Below are 17,107 nucleotides of genomic sequence, written 5' to 3'. Positions count from 1 at the left end.
AGAAGCGAATGAGAATTCCGCTTCTTCTTACTTCTTACCTTTTACCTCTTACTATTCCAAAACACAATAAGTAATAATGGTTAGATTTTTATTGAATAGGCCCATAGCGGTGAGCATGACGTTTTTAGCGCTGATAGTTTTTAGCGTCATTGTTTTTCGCACCCTTCCCATATCACTTTTGCCGCCCATAGATGTGCCGCAGATTGTGGTGAAGGTGAGTTATGAAAATGCTTCACCTGATGCCATAGAGCAGAATGTGTTGCGTCCCATACGTGAAGGCTTGGTGACTCTCAACGGCCTTGAAGATATGGAAAGCAAGGCCGGCAGTGAGGTGGGGACCATAAGGTTGTCCTTTGATTACGGTACCAAAATGGAATTGGCCTACATTGATGTCAATGAGAAAATTGACCGCCTGACCAATTCCCTGCCCTCAGATCTTTCCCGCCCCCAAGTCATCCGAATCAATACTAATGATATCCCTGTAGTAAGGGTGCAAGTAACACCCAAACCAGGTATCGACCATGCAGAAGTCACCTTGCTTACCGAAAACGTACTCAAGAAAAGGCTTGAACAATTAGAAGGTGTGTCGCTGGTGGACATCAATGGTAAAAAGAGCAATGTAATTACCGTACAGACTGATAAGGACGCCCTTCGAGCACTCAACCTCACCGAGGAACATGTTATCAATGCTATCAAAGCGGGCAATAGTGAGCTGCCTGGAATCAGCGTGGAGGATGGGCAGTTTAGGTATTACCTCCGATTAGCTACCCGCGTAGACCATCCCGATGATATCAAAAGACTCCCCGTCAGGTCAGATGAGGGCCAGGTGGTAAACCTTGGTCGGGTGGCTCAGGTGCAGTATGATACGGACAAGGTCATGGGCTACCACCTTTATCAGGGCGAAGAGGGCTTGGTAGTGACCGTTCATAAGCAGGCTGCCGCCAAAATGAATGAGCTGACTCCCAAAATCTACGAGGCGGTGGAGCTTTTCAAAGTGGATTATCCTCAAGTAGATTTTGACATTACACAGGACCAGTCTATGCTGCTCAATGCTGGGATTAGCAACCTGCAGACAAGTTTGCTGTTCGGGGGCATATTTGCCTTTGGTGTGTTATTCATTTTCATGGGAAATTACCGTACCCCATTGATCATAGGTATAAGCTTACCTTCCTCACTGATCATCAGCTTTTTGGTCTTCTGGTCTTTTGACATTTCCATCAATGTTATCTCCTTAAGCGGTTTGGCTTTAGGGCTTGGGATGTTGATTGATAATGCAATCATTGTTTTGGACAACATTACCCGGAAACGGAGAGAAGGTTTACCTTTATTTGAGGCTTGTGTGGCTGGGGTCAATGAAGTGATGTCGGCCTTAATAAGTTCTGTTTTGACGACTTTGGCGGTGTTTGTGCCTTTGGTATTTTTGAGCGGGATTTCCGGGGCTTTGTTCTTTGACCAGGCCGTTTCGGTGGCCGCCATTTTAGGGGTTTCCCTTCTGGTGGCGTTTATTCTTCTGCCGATGCTTTACTGGTTGTTTTTCAAGAACAAGGAGTTGAATGAAAAAGAGGAGGACAGCAGGCTTTATTTGTGGGTGTTGAGGGGCTACAAAAAGCTTTACGCCAAAATCTTTCTACATCGAAAAAGAAATTTAGCCCTACTGTTTCTATTAATCCCACTTCTGCTTGCCGTCAGTCAAATTCTGGATGTAGAAGGTTTGCCGCCCATTGAGAAAATGGACACTTTGGTAGCTGTTGACTGGCAGGAACCCATTTCCGCCACCCAAAACAAGCAGCGTGTGCAACAAATGTTGGCTGCATTGGAAGGTGGATTTGAAAAGGCTGAAAGTGATGTGGGGGTAAGCCAGTTTCTGCTTTTCGAAGGGGAAAACTCTCTTCAGCAAGCAACGCTTTATCTTTTGTTTTCCAGCCAGGATGAAAAAAATCAGCAATCAGAAAGACTTTTGAGTTGGGTGCGGGAAAACTATCCGAAAGCCATGCTTAAGCTGGAAGATGCTCCGAATGCATTTGACCAGCTTTTCAGTTCGGATGTCCCATTTTTTGAAGCCAGGTGGAAAGACCTGCAAAGCAAGCGGCCCATCCCTGGTTACCAAATGGATGATTACCTGATGAACTTTCCTTCCCAAACATGGGAAAGGGGGCCAGGTCTGCAGCAGGAGGCCTCAGTGGTTTTCAAGCTGGATTTGGAAAAGCTTGCCCTTTACGGAATCGAACCCGGTCAACTCCAAGATAAGCTCAAGAAGCTATTTGGCAATTTCAACATCACCGATATTAAACGTTTTGGAGAGGTGACACCAATTTTGCTGAAAGAGGACCAGATGAATTTTGAGCAGCTCATTCAGGGTCAAAAGCTCAAAGGTAGAGACGGGGTTGAATACGGGCTGCATCATTTTGTCCACTTTGATTACGAAAACCAATACAAGTTTATCACCGCTGACAAAAGTGGGGTTTACCAATCGGTGGCCTTTCCTACCGGTGAGGGATTTTCATCCCAAGCTCAGATCCGTGACTGGGGTATTGAAAGGCAGCTCAACATTGACTTTGCCGGGCAATATTTCAGGGATAGGGAGACAATTGAGCAATTGGTCGGTATTCTTTTCATTGCGATCTTGTTGCTGTATTTTATCCTAGCGGCCCAGTTTGAAAGTTTTGTGCAGCCCTTGATAGTAATTTTCACCTTGCCACTTGGCATAGGAGGAGCGTTTTTGGTTCTATGGTTGACTGGCACTTCCTTGAATGTGATGTCGGCAATTGGGCTGGTGGTGATGTTGGGGATTATGGTGAATGATGCCATTTTGAAGATTGATACCATCAACCGGCTGAGAGTGAAGTATTCCGAAAAACTTTCCTTGACCAAAACACAAGTTTTGGACAAAGCCATGTTTGAAGCCGGGGAAATCAGGCTTAAGCCCATATTGATGACCTCTATCACGACCATGCTGGCTTTGATGCCGGTGGTCTTCAGTGCTGGTTTAGGAGCCGATTTACAGCGCCCATTGGTGTTCAGTGTGATCGGTGGGCTTACCATCGGGACGTTTACCGCTTTGTATTTTGTGCCATTGGCCTATTGGTTTTTGACCCCTAAGAAATAACCAATGACGCCATTCCGGATCATCATATCGTTTATCATCCTTTCGGTCATCGGCTTTGCTTTGGTGCCAAAGCTTTCCGTGGATCTAAATCCCCGTGAGCGCGAACCTGTATTGCGGGTGTCCTACAACGTACCTGGCTCAAGTCCAGAACTGGTGGAAAAACTGGGAACTGCACCTTTGGAGGGGGCCTTTTCCCAACTTGCCGACCTCAAAAGTATCAACAGCGTTTCCAATTATGATCGGGGAAGTATCACCATGCGGTTTGATAAGAACACCGATATGGAGTTCAAGCAGTTTGAGCTGGCTAGCTTGGTTCGCCAGGTTTATCCCTCCATGGATCCCAAGGTTTCTTACCCCATCATCTACCAAAGTGCTCAGAATAGGAATGAGTCCGTACCGATTCTGACTTACAGTGTAAATGGCCCTTTTGCATCTTTTGAGATAAAGAAGATCACGGAGGATGTGCTGAAATCAGCCCTCAACAGGTTTGAGGAAATTGAAGAGCTCAGAGTGCTTGGGGCAAATGACTTGCAGCTTTACATTACCTATGATGTGGCCAAGCTTCAGGCCTATAACATTACTCGCAACGAACTGATAGAATCGCTTCAGCGCTCATTTGGAAGAAACTTTCCCGGCAATGTGCTCAACCGGGAAGACCAGACGCTTTTTGTGCAGGTGGACCAGTCGCTACAGCACATGGCCCAGCTGGAAAATATGCTTGTGGGCAATAACAAAGGCAAGGAAGTTTACCTTGGAGATGTGGCTTCCATCACCTTGGAGGAAGCCGAACCCACCCGCTACTACCGCATTAACGGCAACAACTCGGTCACCCTTTCGGTATTTAACCGGGAAGGTGTCAACAAGGTGGTGTTGGCGCAGCAGGTAAAGGATGCGGTAAGGCAAGTCAGCGCGCAACTTCCGGCAGGTTTTGAGGTAAGGCTGGAAAATGATGATACCGAGTTTTTAGATAAGGAACTTCACAAAATTTACAAGCGGTCAGGACTCTCTATTTTGATTCTGGTTGTCTTTATCTTTTTGATAAATAGAAATTGGAAGTATTTGACCGTGCTGTTCTTGGGGATAGTGGTAAATCTTAGCATCACGGGGATAATTCTTTATTTACTCAAAGTGGATATCCACCTTTATTCCTTGGCTGGGTTGACCATCTCATTTGGGCTGATAGTGGATAATGCGATCATCATGATTGACCACTTGCACAAGCATAAGAACCGGAAGGTATTCTTGGCACTATTGGCGGCTTCCTTGACTACTATTGCGGCTTTGCTGATGGTGTTGCTGTTGCCGGAGGAGGATAGAAAGAATCTGACCGAGTTTTCCCAGGTGGTGTCGGTGATGCTAGGAGTTTCCTTGCTGGTGGCTCTGCTTTTCACCCCAGCCATGTATCACTTGTTATTTGGGGATAAATATTTGAATGGGAGGGGGCTTAGCATTAAGAAGCTTCGCCAAAGAGTTAAATTTTTCAGAGGGTATCAAAAGTTCATTGGCTTTACCGCTAAGTATAGAAAAGTATACATCACGGCCTTGTTGCTGCTTTTTGGCTTACCGATATTTTACCTTCCTAGCAAATGGGAGGGGCAGGAGTGGTATAATGAGACGGTTGGCAGTACCTTTTATCAGGAAGATGTGAGACCACACGTAGACAAGGTTCTTGGTGGGTCCTTCCGGATGTTTGTGCGGGGTGTTTTTGAAAAGTCCTCCTATAGGGAAATGGAGAAAACCAGACTATATGTCAATGCGCGGCTTCCTTTCGGGAACACCCTTGACCAGATGGATTTTTTAATCCGTGAGTTTGAGACTTACCTGGCCGGAGTGGAAGGCATAGATCAGTATGTCTCCAACGTGAATTCCGGCCAACAAGCCCAGATTGTTATCACGTTCAAGGAAGAATATGAAAGGGGAGCCTTGCCTTATCAGTTGAAAGGTAGGCTGGCGGTCAAATCAACCGACTGGAGCGGTGCCAATTGGAGTATTTATGGTGTTGGGCAGGGGTTTTCCGCTGGTCCTGGCGGGGAGGGGATTCCTTCCTTTAGGGTAGCTATGAAAGGTTATAATTTCGATGAACTTGAGCGGCAATCAGAAGTATTGGCCGAAAAGCTCCTTCAACACAAGCGGATACAGGAGGTCAATACCAATGAGCGGTTATCCTACAACGAACGCAAAACTGAAGAATATGTGCTGAGGTTTGACCAGTCCGAATTAGCACTCCACAACACGAATCAATATGAGGTAGTCAATGCATTATTGGAAGTGACAAAGCCTACCGGTCCGCAGACTTTCCTCACCATGGAGGGACAGCGCTATGGTGTGGTTATCAGAGATCGGCATGCCAATCGGTATTCCAAGTTTGACCTGGAACAAAACAGCTTGATTGGCGGGGAAAACAACTTTTTCAAAGTGGGCAATTTTGGACAACTGACCAAAGAGTCTACGACAAGTGCCTTGCATAAGGAGGACCGGCAGTATATCCGGGTTATTTCATTTGAATACATGGGCTCGGCGAAGTTTGGGGGAGAGTATTTGGATGAGGTTTTGGAGGAAATGAAGCTGCTGATGCCGATTGGCTATTCTGCTGAAAAGCAGAGCTGGAGCTGGAACAGTGACAAGACCAAAAGGCAGTACAGCTTGCTATTAGTGTTGATTCTGGCTATTTTCTTTATCTGTGGAATCCTGTTTGAAAATCTCAAGCAGCCATTTTATATCATTGCCATTGTGCCGATTTCCTTTATCGGTCTGTTTTTAATTTTCTCACTATTTGACTTCTACTTTGACCAGGGCGGCTATGCAGCCTTTGTGATGCTCGGTGGCCTCGCCGTCAACGCCGCCATCTTCATCGTCAACGACCTGAATAACCGCTTTTCTGGCAACTACAACCGCAATGTGCTTAAATCTGTAGGCGGCAAGGCGGTACCCATCCTATTGACCATCCTGTCCACTTGCTTCGGCCTGATTCCCTTTATCATGGAAGGGCAGAATGAGATTTTTTGGTTTTCCCTGGCGATCGGGACTATTGGGGGGCTGGTTTTTTCGGTGATCGGGGTGTTTTGGGCTTTGCCGGTGTTTTTGTGGAGGAGGTCGTAGTAGGGGTGTTGTCCCGAGGCTTCGCCTTGGTACAACCTCATATGTCACTTTTTTTCAACTTCAACTTTTTAAAATATGGAGAAGCCATATCGCATTTCAGATCAAAATGCTATCTATTTTCTAACATTCACAGTCGTAGACTGGATGGATGTGTCCACTCGTAAAGAATACAAATACGAAGTAGTCGATTGTTTGAATTATTGTATTGCAAATAAAGGGCTTGAAATTTATGCTTGGGTTTTGATGACCAACCACCTTCACCTTTTATGTCGTGCAGTTGAACCCAAGAGGCTGAGTGATATAATGAGAGATTTCAAAAAATTTGTAGCCTATAAAGTCTTGATCAGTTTAGAAAAAGAATCTGTGGAGTCCAGGAAGAAATGGATGCTGAATCAGATGGAATTTAGGGGAATGATCGTCAAAGGTGTTGAGAAATATAAATTTTGGAAAGATGGGGTGTATGCTATTGAAATCTTCTCTCCAAAATTCTTCGAACAAAAACTTCACTACATCCACCAAAATCCTGTCCGCGCTATGATTGTGGAGGAAGCGGAACATTATCTGTTCAGTTCGGCCAGGGACTATGTCGGAGTGAAGGGGTTGGTGAGGGTGAGTTTGTATTGAACTGAAATTATAAGATTGGAGGAGTCAGGAGACTCCCAACTCATGGTACCAAGTCTGAAGACTTGGTACAACAATGTATCTTAATTTTATAACTAAAACACTTGTTAATACGGACACATTCCTATATTTTTAGGAGTACAATATCCATATTTCGATGACTAGAATATTTACTCTTTCAATCTATTGCATCCTATTGGTTTTTCAGAGTTGCAGTCAGTCCGAGCCACAGGAACATTCTGAAATGTCAGAGATATCCCTAGAATTGCTTGATTCTTTGGTGGTGGATGTCTTGGATCCTTTGGAAATGGATGATTATCATGAAGAGAAGGGGCTTTATTTGATGAGGGGGAAGAGTAGGAAGATTTATTTGGTCAACGAAGAAGGGGAAGTGCTGCAAGAGCCTGATATCATCGGAAATGGGCCTGATCAGGTTGGTGGAAGAGCAGTGGGTTGCCAATTTTTAGGTGATGATAGAATTGTGTGTATGGATGCCTCTTCTAAATTCCATATTTATGATTCTGAGTTTAAAAATAAAATCAGCGTGTTGGCCTCACCTATGAAAGGACTCAACACTTTTGTGGTAAACAATTACCGGTTAAACTTTAGGACCTCTGCAGCTAATGAAAAAACTTCAATTTTTGGGGTGGAAATCAATTCATTTTCTTACAGTGAAATTAATCCCACTGAATTAAAAGAGGATTTCTATAAAAAAGCAAAAGTGGCTTTTCAATATGCGGTAGAAGAAGAGGAGTTGGAGTTCCTGGAGAGCTACCCTGATCAATGGATGCCGAAAAGAGAAGGAGTTTATGTGGGAGAAAGTTATCCTTTATCTGATTTTAACCGGTCTACCATGGAGTACGCCTTACTTCCTGGAGTGAGCGATCAGCTGTTTGTTTATGATGGGTTGGGGAGCAATTCCCTTAAATATGCTATTGACCTTCGTCACCCAGAGAGGACGCCCTTGCAAGAGTGGATCACAGATGGTTTCAATGACCAATTTGGTTCATATCCAAGATTCAATGACTTGAGAATGTTTGGGGATTATCAAATAGTAAAGTTCAATACTCAGGTTCCGGCATCAGTCCATAGGGAGTTAAGGGCCGGCAATGAAAATTATGGTGTAAGTCCGGAATGGAGAGAAGCTTTGGGGAAATATTTCAGGCCTTATTACATCCTTGCCAAAGCAGGTAAACAGGTGGGTGTCATCAATAACTTTCCTGTTACTGGGCATATGGATTATGTCAGCTCGGATGGGGTGGTGTATCTTAATGACAACCGCAAGCCGTCAGTAGAGCGGGATTATAATGTGTTTTACAAAGTAAAAATAAGAGAGTGATTATAATCAGTGAGTCAGGAGACTCCCAACTCAGGGTACCAAGTCTGAAGACTTGGCACAACCTTCCTTTATCCCTTGGGCTACTTTTGGGAGCAGGAATTACAGTAGGAAAAGTTACTCTTCCGCTATTTAAATTCTTTTTAATTGAAAAAAATATGATTAGAAATTCAATACTAATTATTGTTTTAATATTATGTCAATGTACATCTGATAAATACTCCGAATATCGAGAGGGGGAAACTTGGGTTAGGATAGAGGGTGATCTTCCGGATAAGGAGCATTTAGCAGGAATCCCATTTGGGATCAAAAAATTTTATAGTACTAGAAAGCCCTTCTTGGTCGATGGGCATATAATTGTTTCCGACAAAGCAATGTCGCCACCCCTCCATGTGATTGATTTGAAGAATAGAAAATGGGCTTATGGGCTGGGAGTAGAAGGATATGGTCCAGGCGAGATCTCCTATATTTGGACGTCGATTACAGCTCCTCCCCCGGAAAGTTTTGGGCATATAATTTTGACAATGTTTTTTCTGAATTCACGTTAGAAGACAGTACTGCTAAACTTGCAGGCAAACAATTAAAGCAAAGAAATCCTGAATTCGTTAGGGCTTTAGCCATTTCATGGCTGACTGATACCACACTGATGGCAATTCGTGTGTCGAGCGAAGAAAAATTTGTAGAATATAGTAAAGAGGGAGAGGTTTTAGCTGGCTATGGAAGCTGGAAAGGAATGCTCCCCGGAGATCCCCCATCAAATGTAGCATTAGGTGTTTTTGCAATGCAATTCACTTCAAACCAAAGTAAAAGCAAATTTGGCTTTTACTCCATGGATCGGGATCATTTTGAGGTCCTAGATTACGCCACTAAAGAAATATTGGTGGTAGAGGGGCCTTTTTTTGAGGTTCCAGAATATACGGTAGAATATAGGTCTGCTGATGATCCATATTACTATATGAATGACCCTGAAGCTGTAAGAACCTATCAAGACTCTTTCTTGGGAGAAGATAATATCTATATGCTATATAGCGGAGATAAAGTTTCAAGAATCAGATCAACTGGCATGGTGGAAAGTCGAATTGTGTTTGCTTTTGATTATATAGGAAATATGATAAGACAGTTTGAATTGGATACACCAATAAAGTATTTTACCGTAGACGAAGAAAATCAAATTCTGTATGGCTTGTCTTCAGAAGAAGACGAAGATATTGTGGAATTTCAGTTTTGATGAAGAGAATTCTTAGTAATGACTGCCGAATCCTCTCAGCTTGAAGGGTGATAAGGAGAGGCACAGCCTCTATTTTCATGTTTCCAAGGCACAGCCTTGGAACAACGGCGGTTCCGGCGGGCCTCCAAAAAAAGCCAAGACTCCTAACCTTGGCTTTTAATATTCCCTTCGTGTCCTTCATTCTCTTTGAGCCCATTGTGCCCAATTGAAATCTTACGGCAACTCCGGCACTGTCATTGCCCTTTCAGGCACTTCTCCGGTGAGGGTCTTTAGGAAGGCAATCAGGTCTTCAATTTCCTCGTCGCTCATGTCTAGGTTGAGCTGGCTTTTGGCCATCACGTGGATGGAGGTCTCGAGATCCCAGATGCTTCCGTCGTGGAAATATGGGTAGGTTTTTTCGATGTTTCTCAGGGATGGGACTTTGAATTTGTAAAGGTCGCCTGGATTATCAGTAAGGGTAACCATGCCCTTGTCACGTCCGATTTTATTGTTTACGGTCCAGAAATCATTGATCTCACCAAACTTTCTGTACTGCATACCGCCTAGGGCTGCACCATCGTGACAGCTTTGGCAATTGGCATCCAAGAAAACGGTCAAGCCTCTTTTTTCCTGGTCGTTCAAGGCGGTGAAATCACGGTCCATAAAGTCATCAAACCTGGAAGGGGTAAGGAGGGTGCTTTCAAATGCAGCGATAGCATTGGCCACGTTATCATAGGTGATCGGGTTGGACTCCTCAGGGAAGGCGCTTCTGAATCTTTTCACATATTCTTCCACCTCAGCCAATCTGTCGATCAGCATGTCCTCATGAGGGATGGCCATTTCCACTGGGTTCAGGATTGGACCTTTTGCTTGCTCTTCCAGGGTTTTGGCTCTACCGTCCCAGAACTGGCTGTCGTGCAGTACTGCGTTAAGGACGGTAGGGGAGTTACGGTCGCCCATTTTGCCCTTGATGGCGCCTGGAGATGTAGATAGATTATCTACGCCAAATGTACTTAGGTCATGGCAGGAATTACAACTTTGCTCGCCGTTGACGCTCAGCCTTGGGTCGTAATATAGCAACTTGCCTAGTTCGTATCTTTCCTCCAAGTTGTTGATGGAAGCTGTGATGCTCTCCACTGATGGCAATCCTTTCAGGGCTTTGTTGGCCATCGCCCAAAGCTGAATGTCTTGTTTGTTCAATTGAGTAGCTTGTCTAGGTGACAATTGAGTTTCGTCTACAGAAACCATTCTAAACACTAAAAACGTTAAAAAAGCAGCGGTTAATCCCGCGATAATTATACCTCTAGTCATGTCTTTTGATTTTATTTGCTGCAAAACTAATAAATATGGTTATTCTAAACAGTGACCAAAATCATATTTCAATCTAGATTCGATTGATTGTTTCTATAGGGGATTTGTTTGGTCTATGAGAGGAGACGGGAGGAGAGCCCCATATTTGGTTCCGATGTACTATGGGATCTAGACGCGAGGTAGATGACTCCACTATGCCATTTCCCATCGTGGACCCATAGAGGACCCGAAGAGAAGGCAAGGTGGTGGCATGCTGGAAGTAAGTTTGAAGAGCCTAGATGGAGTCGAAAGGCTAGTGTTTTATTATCCCCGTTGCTTCTTGGGTCACAGGTTTAGGTGCATAATCCCGTAGAGTCATAAATATTTAAGACTTTTCTGAAAAAACCGGATACATTTGGCATCAAATAGGAAAATGCACGTTATGGGAATTATGCGTAGAAAATATAGTTTTGGACTGTTGCTGCTTTGCAGTGGGCTTATCTTTTCCTGTAGTCAGGAAAAACCTGAGACAGAAGGAAAGGGATTGAGATTGGAACTGGTGGATTCGCTGGTGGTGGATAAATTGGAACCGCTTCTAATGGATGATTACCTTCCAGAAGAAAAGCTGTATCTACTCAAAGGCTCTAAATCCCGCCAGCCCATGTTGGTCAATCGTGAGGGAGAGATTAAGGAGCTTGATGTGCTCAATGATGGGCCAGCCGGCATTGGGTCCAGAGGTGCTTGGGGGTATAGGTTCTTAGGGGATGATAAGATAATTGCCCAAGGTTTTGACTTTAAATTCCACAAACTGGATTTGGAGGGAAAAAAGACCGGAGAAGTTCCTACGATCACCTCCGACATTCATCGAATGATTATATACAAGCATAGAACTACCTTTTCACCTTTTCTGAAAGATGGAGAGCCAATGATAATCGGAGAGGAAGTCAATGCCTTCAACCCGGCTGAGGTGAACCATCAAAAGCTAGGGAATGATTATTATGCGAAAGCGAAAACTTTATATACGTATAATTTAAATTCTCTTAAAACGTCTATGTTGGAATCTTTTCCACAAGATTGGTCCCCAAGAGCAGAAAATAAGTATGTGGGTGAAAGCCTGCCGTTTGTGAGTTATCATATAGGAAAACAGGAAATCGCGGTCTTACCTTCCATGGGTAACCAGCTTTTCCTCTATGATTACAGTGGTGAAAATCCTGAATTAAAAACAGTGGTGGATTTATCGCATAGACATAGACCATCCTCAGCGGCGGAAGTATCGGCGGATGCTGATAGGAGGACCTCAGATTATCCAAATTTCACTGATGTCAGACATGCGGGCGAATATGTGTTAGTAATATTCTCAACCAAGATCCCATCTGACATCATGCGGCAGTTAATCGCCCAAGATGAAATGTATTTCAGATCGGAGGAGTATAGTGAAGCATCAAAAAGATATGTTAAGACTTATGCATTGGTGATTAAAGACGGCCAACAAATTGGTTCAATCGATGAGATGCCATCAAAAGGGATTTTTAACCTTACCACTGAGGAGGGAGATATTTATTTTGACGGGAATACTAATTCCGAATTTGAAAGGGATTACAATGTGTTCTATAGATATAGGTTGAAGGAATAGCCTGAATGTGAACTGTTTAGGTGACTGGTTGGTTTTTGATATGCTAATTGATTGCAAACGACCAACTATTGTATAAAATGAAAAAGCTGCTTGCAATCCTGTCCCTTGCGATATTGACAGGATGTGGCAATAAAATCATGACTAAGCCGGTAGGACAGGTAATGGTGGTCACCGACAAGACAGTTACCGTCTACTACGAAGTTGTCACCCGAAATTACGGAGACATGGTGGGGAATACTTATTACTTCGAGGAAGGTCACAACTATAGGGTTGGGGATGTCTTTCCGAAGGTGGAACCTTAAGAAACAGAGTAAAAAAAAAGGCCTTATGGCCTTTTTTTGTTTTATTCTCTTGTGAAGGTAACTGCACTTTGCAGGTTTCCCATAATTTGCTGGTAAAGGGCAGAATTGCCATCTAGGTTATCAGGCTCGATTTCTATTACGCCGTCCCCATTTCCATCTCGCGCATCATTAAAATTGATTCCAGTGAACAAAGTATTCATGTCTATATTAAGGAAAAGCTGCTCCTCTGAAGTGATACTGTATGGGCCACCATGTGCATCTACACTCAATACTGTCTCTGCAGTAGTATAGATATGAAGGTCTGTGTCGTTAACACTTCCTACAATGAAGAGGGAAGTTCCTTCACTACCTTCCACACCAAAAGCCTGATTTCGGTCCATTCTGAAGGCAAGCCTGTCAAATTCTCCGTGTCTGATCTGAGCAGAACCAATTTGTTCTGTTTGAGGAGCTGTATTTCTCATCAATCGGAAATGGTGAGGGCCATTGCTTATTGTTCTAGCAGCATTGGGTTGGTCACCTTCTTCCAATAGTCCCACATCACGCATGGCGACATCCATGGTCACAAAAGTAGCTCCGTTGATGTTTCGCTGGTTTGGTGCTGACTCACTAACAGCTAATGCCCTAGCATTGACGGTCACATTTGCTACCAATTGATCCTGCTCATTGTTGTTGCAGGAAAAAAGAGAGATAGCCATGGCTGACAAAAGGGAGAGGGATAAAATTCGCTTTTTCATAAAAGTAATCTGTTTAGTTTTCTTGGCAGCTCGCACCAATTCTTATGCCAAGAGTATACGTTTAATAATGGGGAAACTCTTCTTTAGACGTTAATATGTTGCAAGATGTTTTAGTTTTTCCATAAACCTGCTCTGTGGAAGGAAATTCTTTTCCAAACTTGGAGCAAAAGGTACGGCAGTGTCCAAGCTTCCCTCTCTCATTACAGGTGCATCCAAAGACTCGAAACAATGCTCGCTTATCCATGCCGAAAGCTCAGCCCCAATTCCTCCAGTAATGCAATCCTCATGAAGAATGATCGCTTTGCCAGTCTTCTTGACCGTTTCGGCTACAGCTGCCTTGTCCCATGGAAGCAATGTTCGTAGATCTAAAATGTCAGCGTTGATACCGCTTTCTTCTACCGCTTTTTTAGCCCAGTGGACTCCCATCCCATAAGTGATGATGCTCACCTCATCGCCTTTAGCGACCAAGTTGGCCTTGCCGATTTCGATGGTGTAATAATCATCTGGAATACTTTCTGAAATGGACCTATACAAAACTTTATGCTCAAAGAAGAGGTAAGGGTTCGGTTCCTCAAGGGCGGCGTTCAACAATCCTTTTGCATCGTAGGGATTGGAAGGATATACGATTTTCAACCCTGGAGTATGGAAAAACCACGCCTCGTTGGATTGGCTGTGGAACGGACCGGCAGCAACTCCTGCACCTGTCGGCATTCTGACCACCACGTCCGCATTTTGTCCCCAGCGATAATGGCTCTTCGCTAAGTTGTTGACAATTTGGTTAAACCCGCAGGTGACAAAGTCGGCGAACTGCATTTCCACCATGGCTTTGTAGCCTTTTATGGAAAGCCCCAGTGCGGTACCGATGATGGCACTTTCGCACAATGGTGTATTTCTGACTCTACCATTTCCGAACTTGTCCAGAAATCCGTCAGTGATTTTGAACACCCCACCATAGGTGCTAATGTCTTGACCCATCAAAACGAGATTGGGATATTTCTCCATGCTTTGACGCAAGGCATCGCTGATGGCATCGACAAAACGTCGCTCTGTTTGCTTTTTTGATTTTGGGAAAATCACTTCCTGCTGGTATGGAAGGAACATGTCCGCCATTTCCTCCTCTGTGTCGGCCTCTATAGCGTCTTCACCGAAAGCTACTTCTAGTCCCTGGTTAATTTGCTCTTTTATGCGTTTGTTTATGGCCTCCCAGTTATCCTTAGTTAGGATACCGGCATCCATGAGGTATTTTTCAAAATTGGTTACTGGGTCTTTTTTTACCCAAATATCAAACAAGTGTTGGGGGACATACTTGGTGCCGGATGCCTCCTCATGGCCGCGCATTCTGAAGGTCATGGCTTCCACCAATACCGGACGGGGATTTTTTCGGATATCCTCTGCCAGTCGCTTGATGGTGTCAAACACCTCCAGCACATTGTTGCCGTCTATTTTGACGGTTTCCATGCCGTACCCAGGACCTTTGTCCACAAAGTTTTTGAATCTAAACTGCTCCTCACTGGGAGTAGAAAGTCCGTAGCCATTATGTTCTACCATGAAAATCACCGGCAACTGCCACACGGCTGCCACATTCAGTCCTTCATGAAAATCACCTTCTGAACTGGCACCGTCCCCTGTAAAAACCAAGGTAACCTGCTGCTCACTCGAAAGCTTGTTGGCCAAGGCAATCCCATCAGCAATTGCCAACTGGGGACCTAAGTGAGAGATCATGCCTACGATATGGTGTTCATTAGTGCCAAAATGAAAGGAACGGTCCCGCCCTTTGGTGAAACCTGATTTTTTGCCTTGAAACTGGGCGAAGAGCTTTTCAAGTGGGAGCTTGCGGCCAGTGAAAATGCCCAAATTTCTATGCATGGGGAGAATATATTCGTCATCCTTCAGTGCATTCACCGCGCCGATGGAAATTGCCTCCTGTCCCCAACCGCTAAACCATTTGGATATTTTGCCTTGGCGCAGCAGGATGAGCATTTTTTCCTCAATCCTTCTCGGCATGAGCAGGGATTCATATAGCTGGATGAGAGTTTCGTTGGAATAGTCTTTTCGGTCAAAAGTAATCGCAGGCGATAAAGTTTCTTGATCCATGGGTAGTGTTTAAGTGTTAATGACGATACCAAATTAAGCCTTAATTATCTGAAAGCAAACATGGAAAACTGGGTGTAATGAGCTGTACTTTTGAGTGTGAATGTAAAATTTGGTATTTTGAGTTTTAACCGAAAAAAGAACCGACGGTAAGGGGTTTTGGGAAAAAAGACCGAATTTTAGAACTTATAATTTCATGGACAATGTTGGAATGATATGACTGAAATTTTTATTAAGAATATGGTTTGCCCGCGTTGCATCATGGCGGTGGAGGAGGTTTTGGCAAAATTGGATATTGGGTTTGAAAAGGTGGAACTAGGGAAGGCCATAATCTATGGGCCTTTGAACGAAGGAAAGGCCAGAGAACTGGAGGAGGGTCTCAGGACTTTGGGGTTTGATGTACTGAAGGACAAAGACGTGCAGAAGATCGAAAAGATCAAAAATCTGCTTCAAGAGCAATTGCAGCAAGAAAAGGTGGATGATGATTTTAATCTTTCGGGGATGATCAAGGAGCATCTGGCTGAGGATTATAGCCGGCTGAGCAACCTTTTCAGCAGTCTGCAGGGAATGACGATTGAGAAATATTTTATCCATTTAAAAATCGAGAAGGCCAAGGAGCTGCTTTTTTACCAAGAACTTACGCTGAGCGAAATGGCCTGGAAACTCGGTTACAGCAGTGTACAGCATCTTTCCACGCAGTTTAAGAAGGTGACAGGCATGACTCCTTCGGAATATAAGAAGCTGAAGGACAAGCCGAGAAAGGGAATGGATGAGGTGTGAGGGGAGAAGGAAGACGGGGTATTAAAGGGGACGCAGAGTTGCTCGGAGTTTTAAAATGAGTTTCGCATAGGCCTCTTCGCGGATTAACTAGATTTCAATTAAGGAATAAATTTAGTCAACCTATCGGATTTTTGCCCGTTTAAAAAAGTAGTTGATTCTTTTGTCTCTAAAAGCAATTTATGAGAAACTTCAGATTGTATTTCGTCATTTTGGTTCTAATAATTTCTTCTCACTCGGTTAAAGCTCAGGAGTTTTCAGGTGCTATTCAGGTGAAGTCTGGTTTCGCAATTGGGGAATTTCATGAAGAGGCCGGCAACGTTGTATTGCCACAGGTAAAGCTAAATGGTATGTACGGGATTCCCAATTCGCCATTTGAAGTAGGTGCTACTTTTGGTTATGGCCGATACGGAACCCAGATGACACGAAGTAGGAATGTGATGCAAGGGGTCAATCAGAATTTCCGAATCAGAAGAAACAACAATATGGTTAACCTCAACGGTGTAGCCAGATATATTCCAGACTTAAATATCGGATTCAGGCCGTTTTTGGAAGCACAGGTGGGTCTAATTCATACCTATACCCGATCTAGGGTCAGAGAAAACCGCTTGGCAGATCCTATTGCCTCGGGAACTGAGGTTTACGACTGGTCTTTTATGTATCAATTTGGCGGAGGAGTCGTGGTGCCTGCCTTTCGAAAAAACCTTTTTCTTGAGCTAAGCCTACATTACCTAAATACGGGGGAGATGGAATACCTTACCAGGTCGAATTCCACATATGATACCAATGGGGAATTACAAATGCAAACCATTCGCTCGCCTTTTAGTATGTTACAACCTGGAATCGGTATTAGGTATTACTTTGAATAATGTGTTGGTTGATTAAAACCACTCATTACATTAAAATGTAAG

Annotated in this window: 13 protein-coding genes; 10 read left to right on the top strand and 3 right to left on the bottom strand. The window is 44.0% G+C overall.

The genetic code is table 11. The features are described 5' to 3' along the window. Positions 1-76 precede the first annotated feature (76 nt). The 6 genes from FPL27_RS18145 to FPL27_RS18125 all read left to right on the top strand — a co-directional run bounded on the left by FPL27_RS18145 (position 77) and on the right by FPL27_RS18125 (position 9,390). Positions 77-3,106 carry an efflux RND transporter permease subunit gene (locus FPL27_RS18145; protein WP_143962642.1) on the top strand — a complete coding sequence of 1,010 codons (3,030 nt, stop codon included), beginning with the start codon at positions 77-79 and terminating at the stop codon, positions 3,104-3,106. Between the two features lie 3 nt (positions 3,107-3,109). Then, complete coding sequence (locus tag FPL27_RS18140; protein ID WP_143962641.1) at positions 3,110-6,205, top strand: efflux RND transporter permease subunit; 3,096 nt, start codon at positions 3,110-3,112, stop codon at positions 6,203-6,205. A gap of 75 nt (positions 6,206-6,280) precedes the next feature. Then, positions 6,281-6,829, top strand: a complete 549-nt coding sequence (locus tag FPL27_RS18135; RefSeq protein ID WP_143962640.1) for an REP-associated tyrosine transposase — start codon at positions 6,281-6,283, stop codon at positions 6,827-6,829. A gap of 154 nt (positions 6,830-6,983) precedes the next feature. Beyond that, positions 6,984-8,165, top strand: coding sequence for a hypothetical protein (locus FPL27_RS18130; protein WP_143962639.1), 1,182 nt, complete (start codon positions 6,984-6,986; stop codon positions 8,163-8,165). After that, positions 8,162-8,710 (top strand): hypothetical protein, encoded by a 549-nt coding sequence (locus FPL27_RS19885; RefSeq protein ID WP_185974417.1) that lies wholly within the window; start codon positions 8,162-8,164, stop codon positions 8,708-8,710. Before FPL27_RS18130 ends, FPL27_RS19885 begins: the two co-directional genes overlap by 4 nt. After that, on the top strand, positions 8,632-9,390 hold the full coding sequence (locus FPL27_RS18125; protein WP_185974416.1) for a BF3164 family lipoprotein: 759 nt from the start codon (positions 8,632-8,634) through the stop codon (positions 9,388-9,390). Before FPL27_RS19885 ends, FPL27_RS18125 begins: the two co-directional genes overlap by 79 nt. Positions 9,391-9,603: 213 nt before the next feature. Here FPL27_RS18125 and FPL27_RS18120 read toward each other — a convergent pair whose 3' ends face one another. Continuing rightward, positions 9,604-10,680, bottom strand: a complete 1,077-nt coding sequence (locus tag FPL27_RS18120) for a cytochrome-c peroxidase (protein WP_235893495.1) — start codon at positions 10,678-10,680, stop codon at positions 9,604-9,606. Positions 10,681-11,110: 430 nt separating this feature from the next. Here FPL27_RS18120 and FPL27_RS18115 point away from each other — a divergent pair, with 430 nt between their 5' ends. Together FPL27_RS18115 and FPL27_RS18110 are read left to right on the top strand one after the other, a co-directional pair. Beyond that, positions 11,111-12,292 (top strand): hypothetical protein, encoded by a 1,182-nt coding sequence (locus FPL27_RS18115; protein WP_143962637.1) that lies wholly within the window; start codon positions 11,111-11,113, stop codon positions 12,290-12,292. Positions 12,293-12,369: 77 nt separating this feature from the next. Next, on the top strand, positions 12,370-12,594 hold the full coding sequence (locus FPL27_RS18110) for a hypothetical protein (protein WP_143962636.1): 225 nt from the start codon (positions 12,370-12,372) through the stop codon (positions 12,592-12,594). A gap of 41 nt (positions 12,595-12,635) precedes the next feature. Here FPL27_RS18110 and FPL27_RS18105 read toward each other — a convergent pair whose 3' ends face one another. Both FPL27_RS18105 and FPL27_RS18100 read right to left on the bottom strand, forming a co-directional pair. Next, entirely contained in the window at positions 12,636-13,328 is a 693-nt protein-coding gene (locus FPL27_RS18105) for a hypothetical protein (RefSeq protein WP_143962635.1), read from the bottom strand. A gap of 90 nt (positions 13,329-13,418) precedes the next feature. Beyond that, positions 13,419-15,422: an alpha-ketoacid dehydrogenase subunit alpha/beta gene (locus FPL27_RS18100; RefSeq protein ID WP_143962634.1), complete on the bottom strand. Its 2,004-nt coding sequence runs from the start codon at positions 15,420-15,422 to the stop codon at positions 13,419-13,421. A gap of 213 nt (positions 15,423-15,635) precedes the next feature. Between FPL27_RS18100 and FPL27_RS18095 the strand changes: the two genes are divergently transcribed. Continuing rightward, entirely contained in the window at positions 15,636-16,199 is a 564-nt protein-coding gene (locus FPL27_RS18095) for a helix-turn-helix domain-containing protein (protein WP_143962633.1), read from the top strand. A 179-nt stretch (positions 16,200-16,378) separates the two neighbouring features. Continuing rightward, positions 16,379-17,065 carry a hypothetical protein gene (locus tag FPL27_RS18090; RefSeq protein WP_143962632.1) on the top strand — a complete coding sequence of 229 codons (687 nt, stop codon included), beginning with the start codon at positions 16,379-16,381 and terminating at the stop codon, positions 17,063-17,065. Positions 17,066-17,107: the final 42 nt, after the last annotated feature.

The organism is Litoribacter populi, from assembly GCF_007483685.1.
Taxonomy (GTDB): domain Bacteria; phylum Bacteroidota; class Bacteroidia; order Cytophagales; family Cyclobacteriaceae; genus Litoribacter; species Litoribacter populi.
Note: the sequence above shows the minus strand (reverse complement) of the source record. Positions and strands in the feature narration are given on the sequence as shown.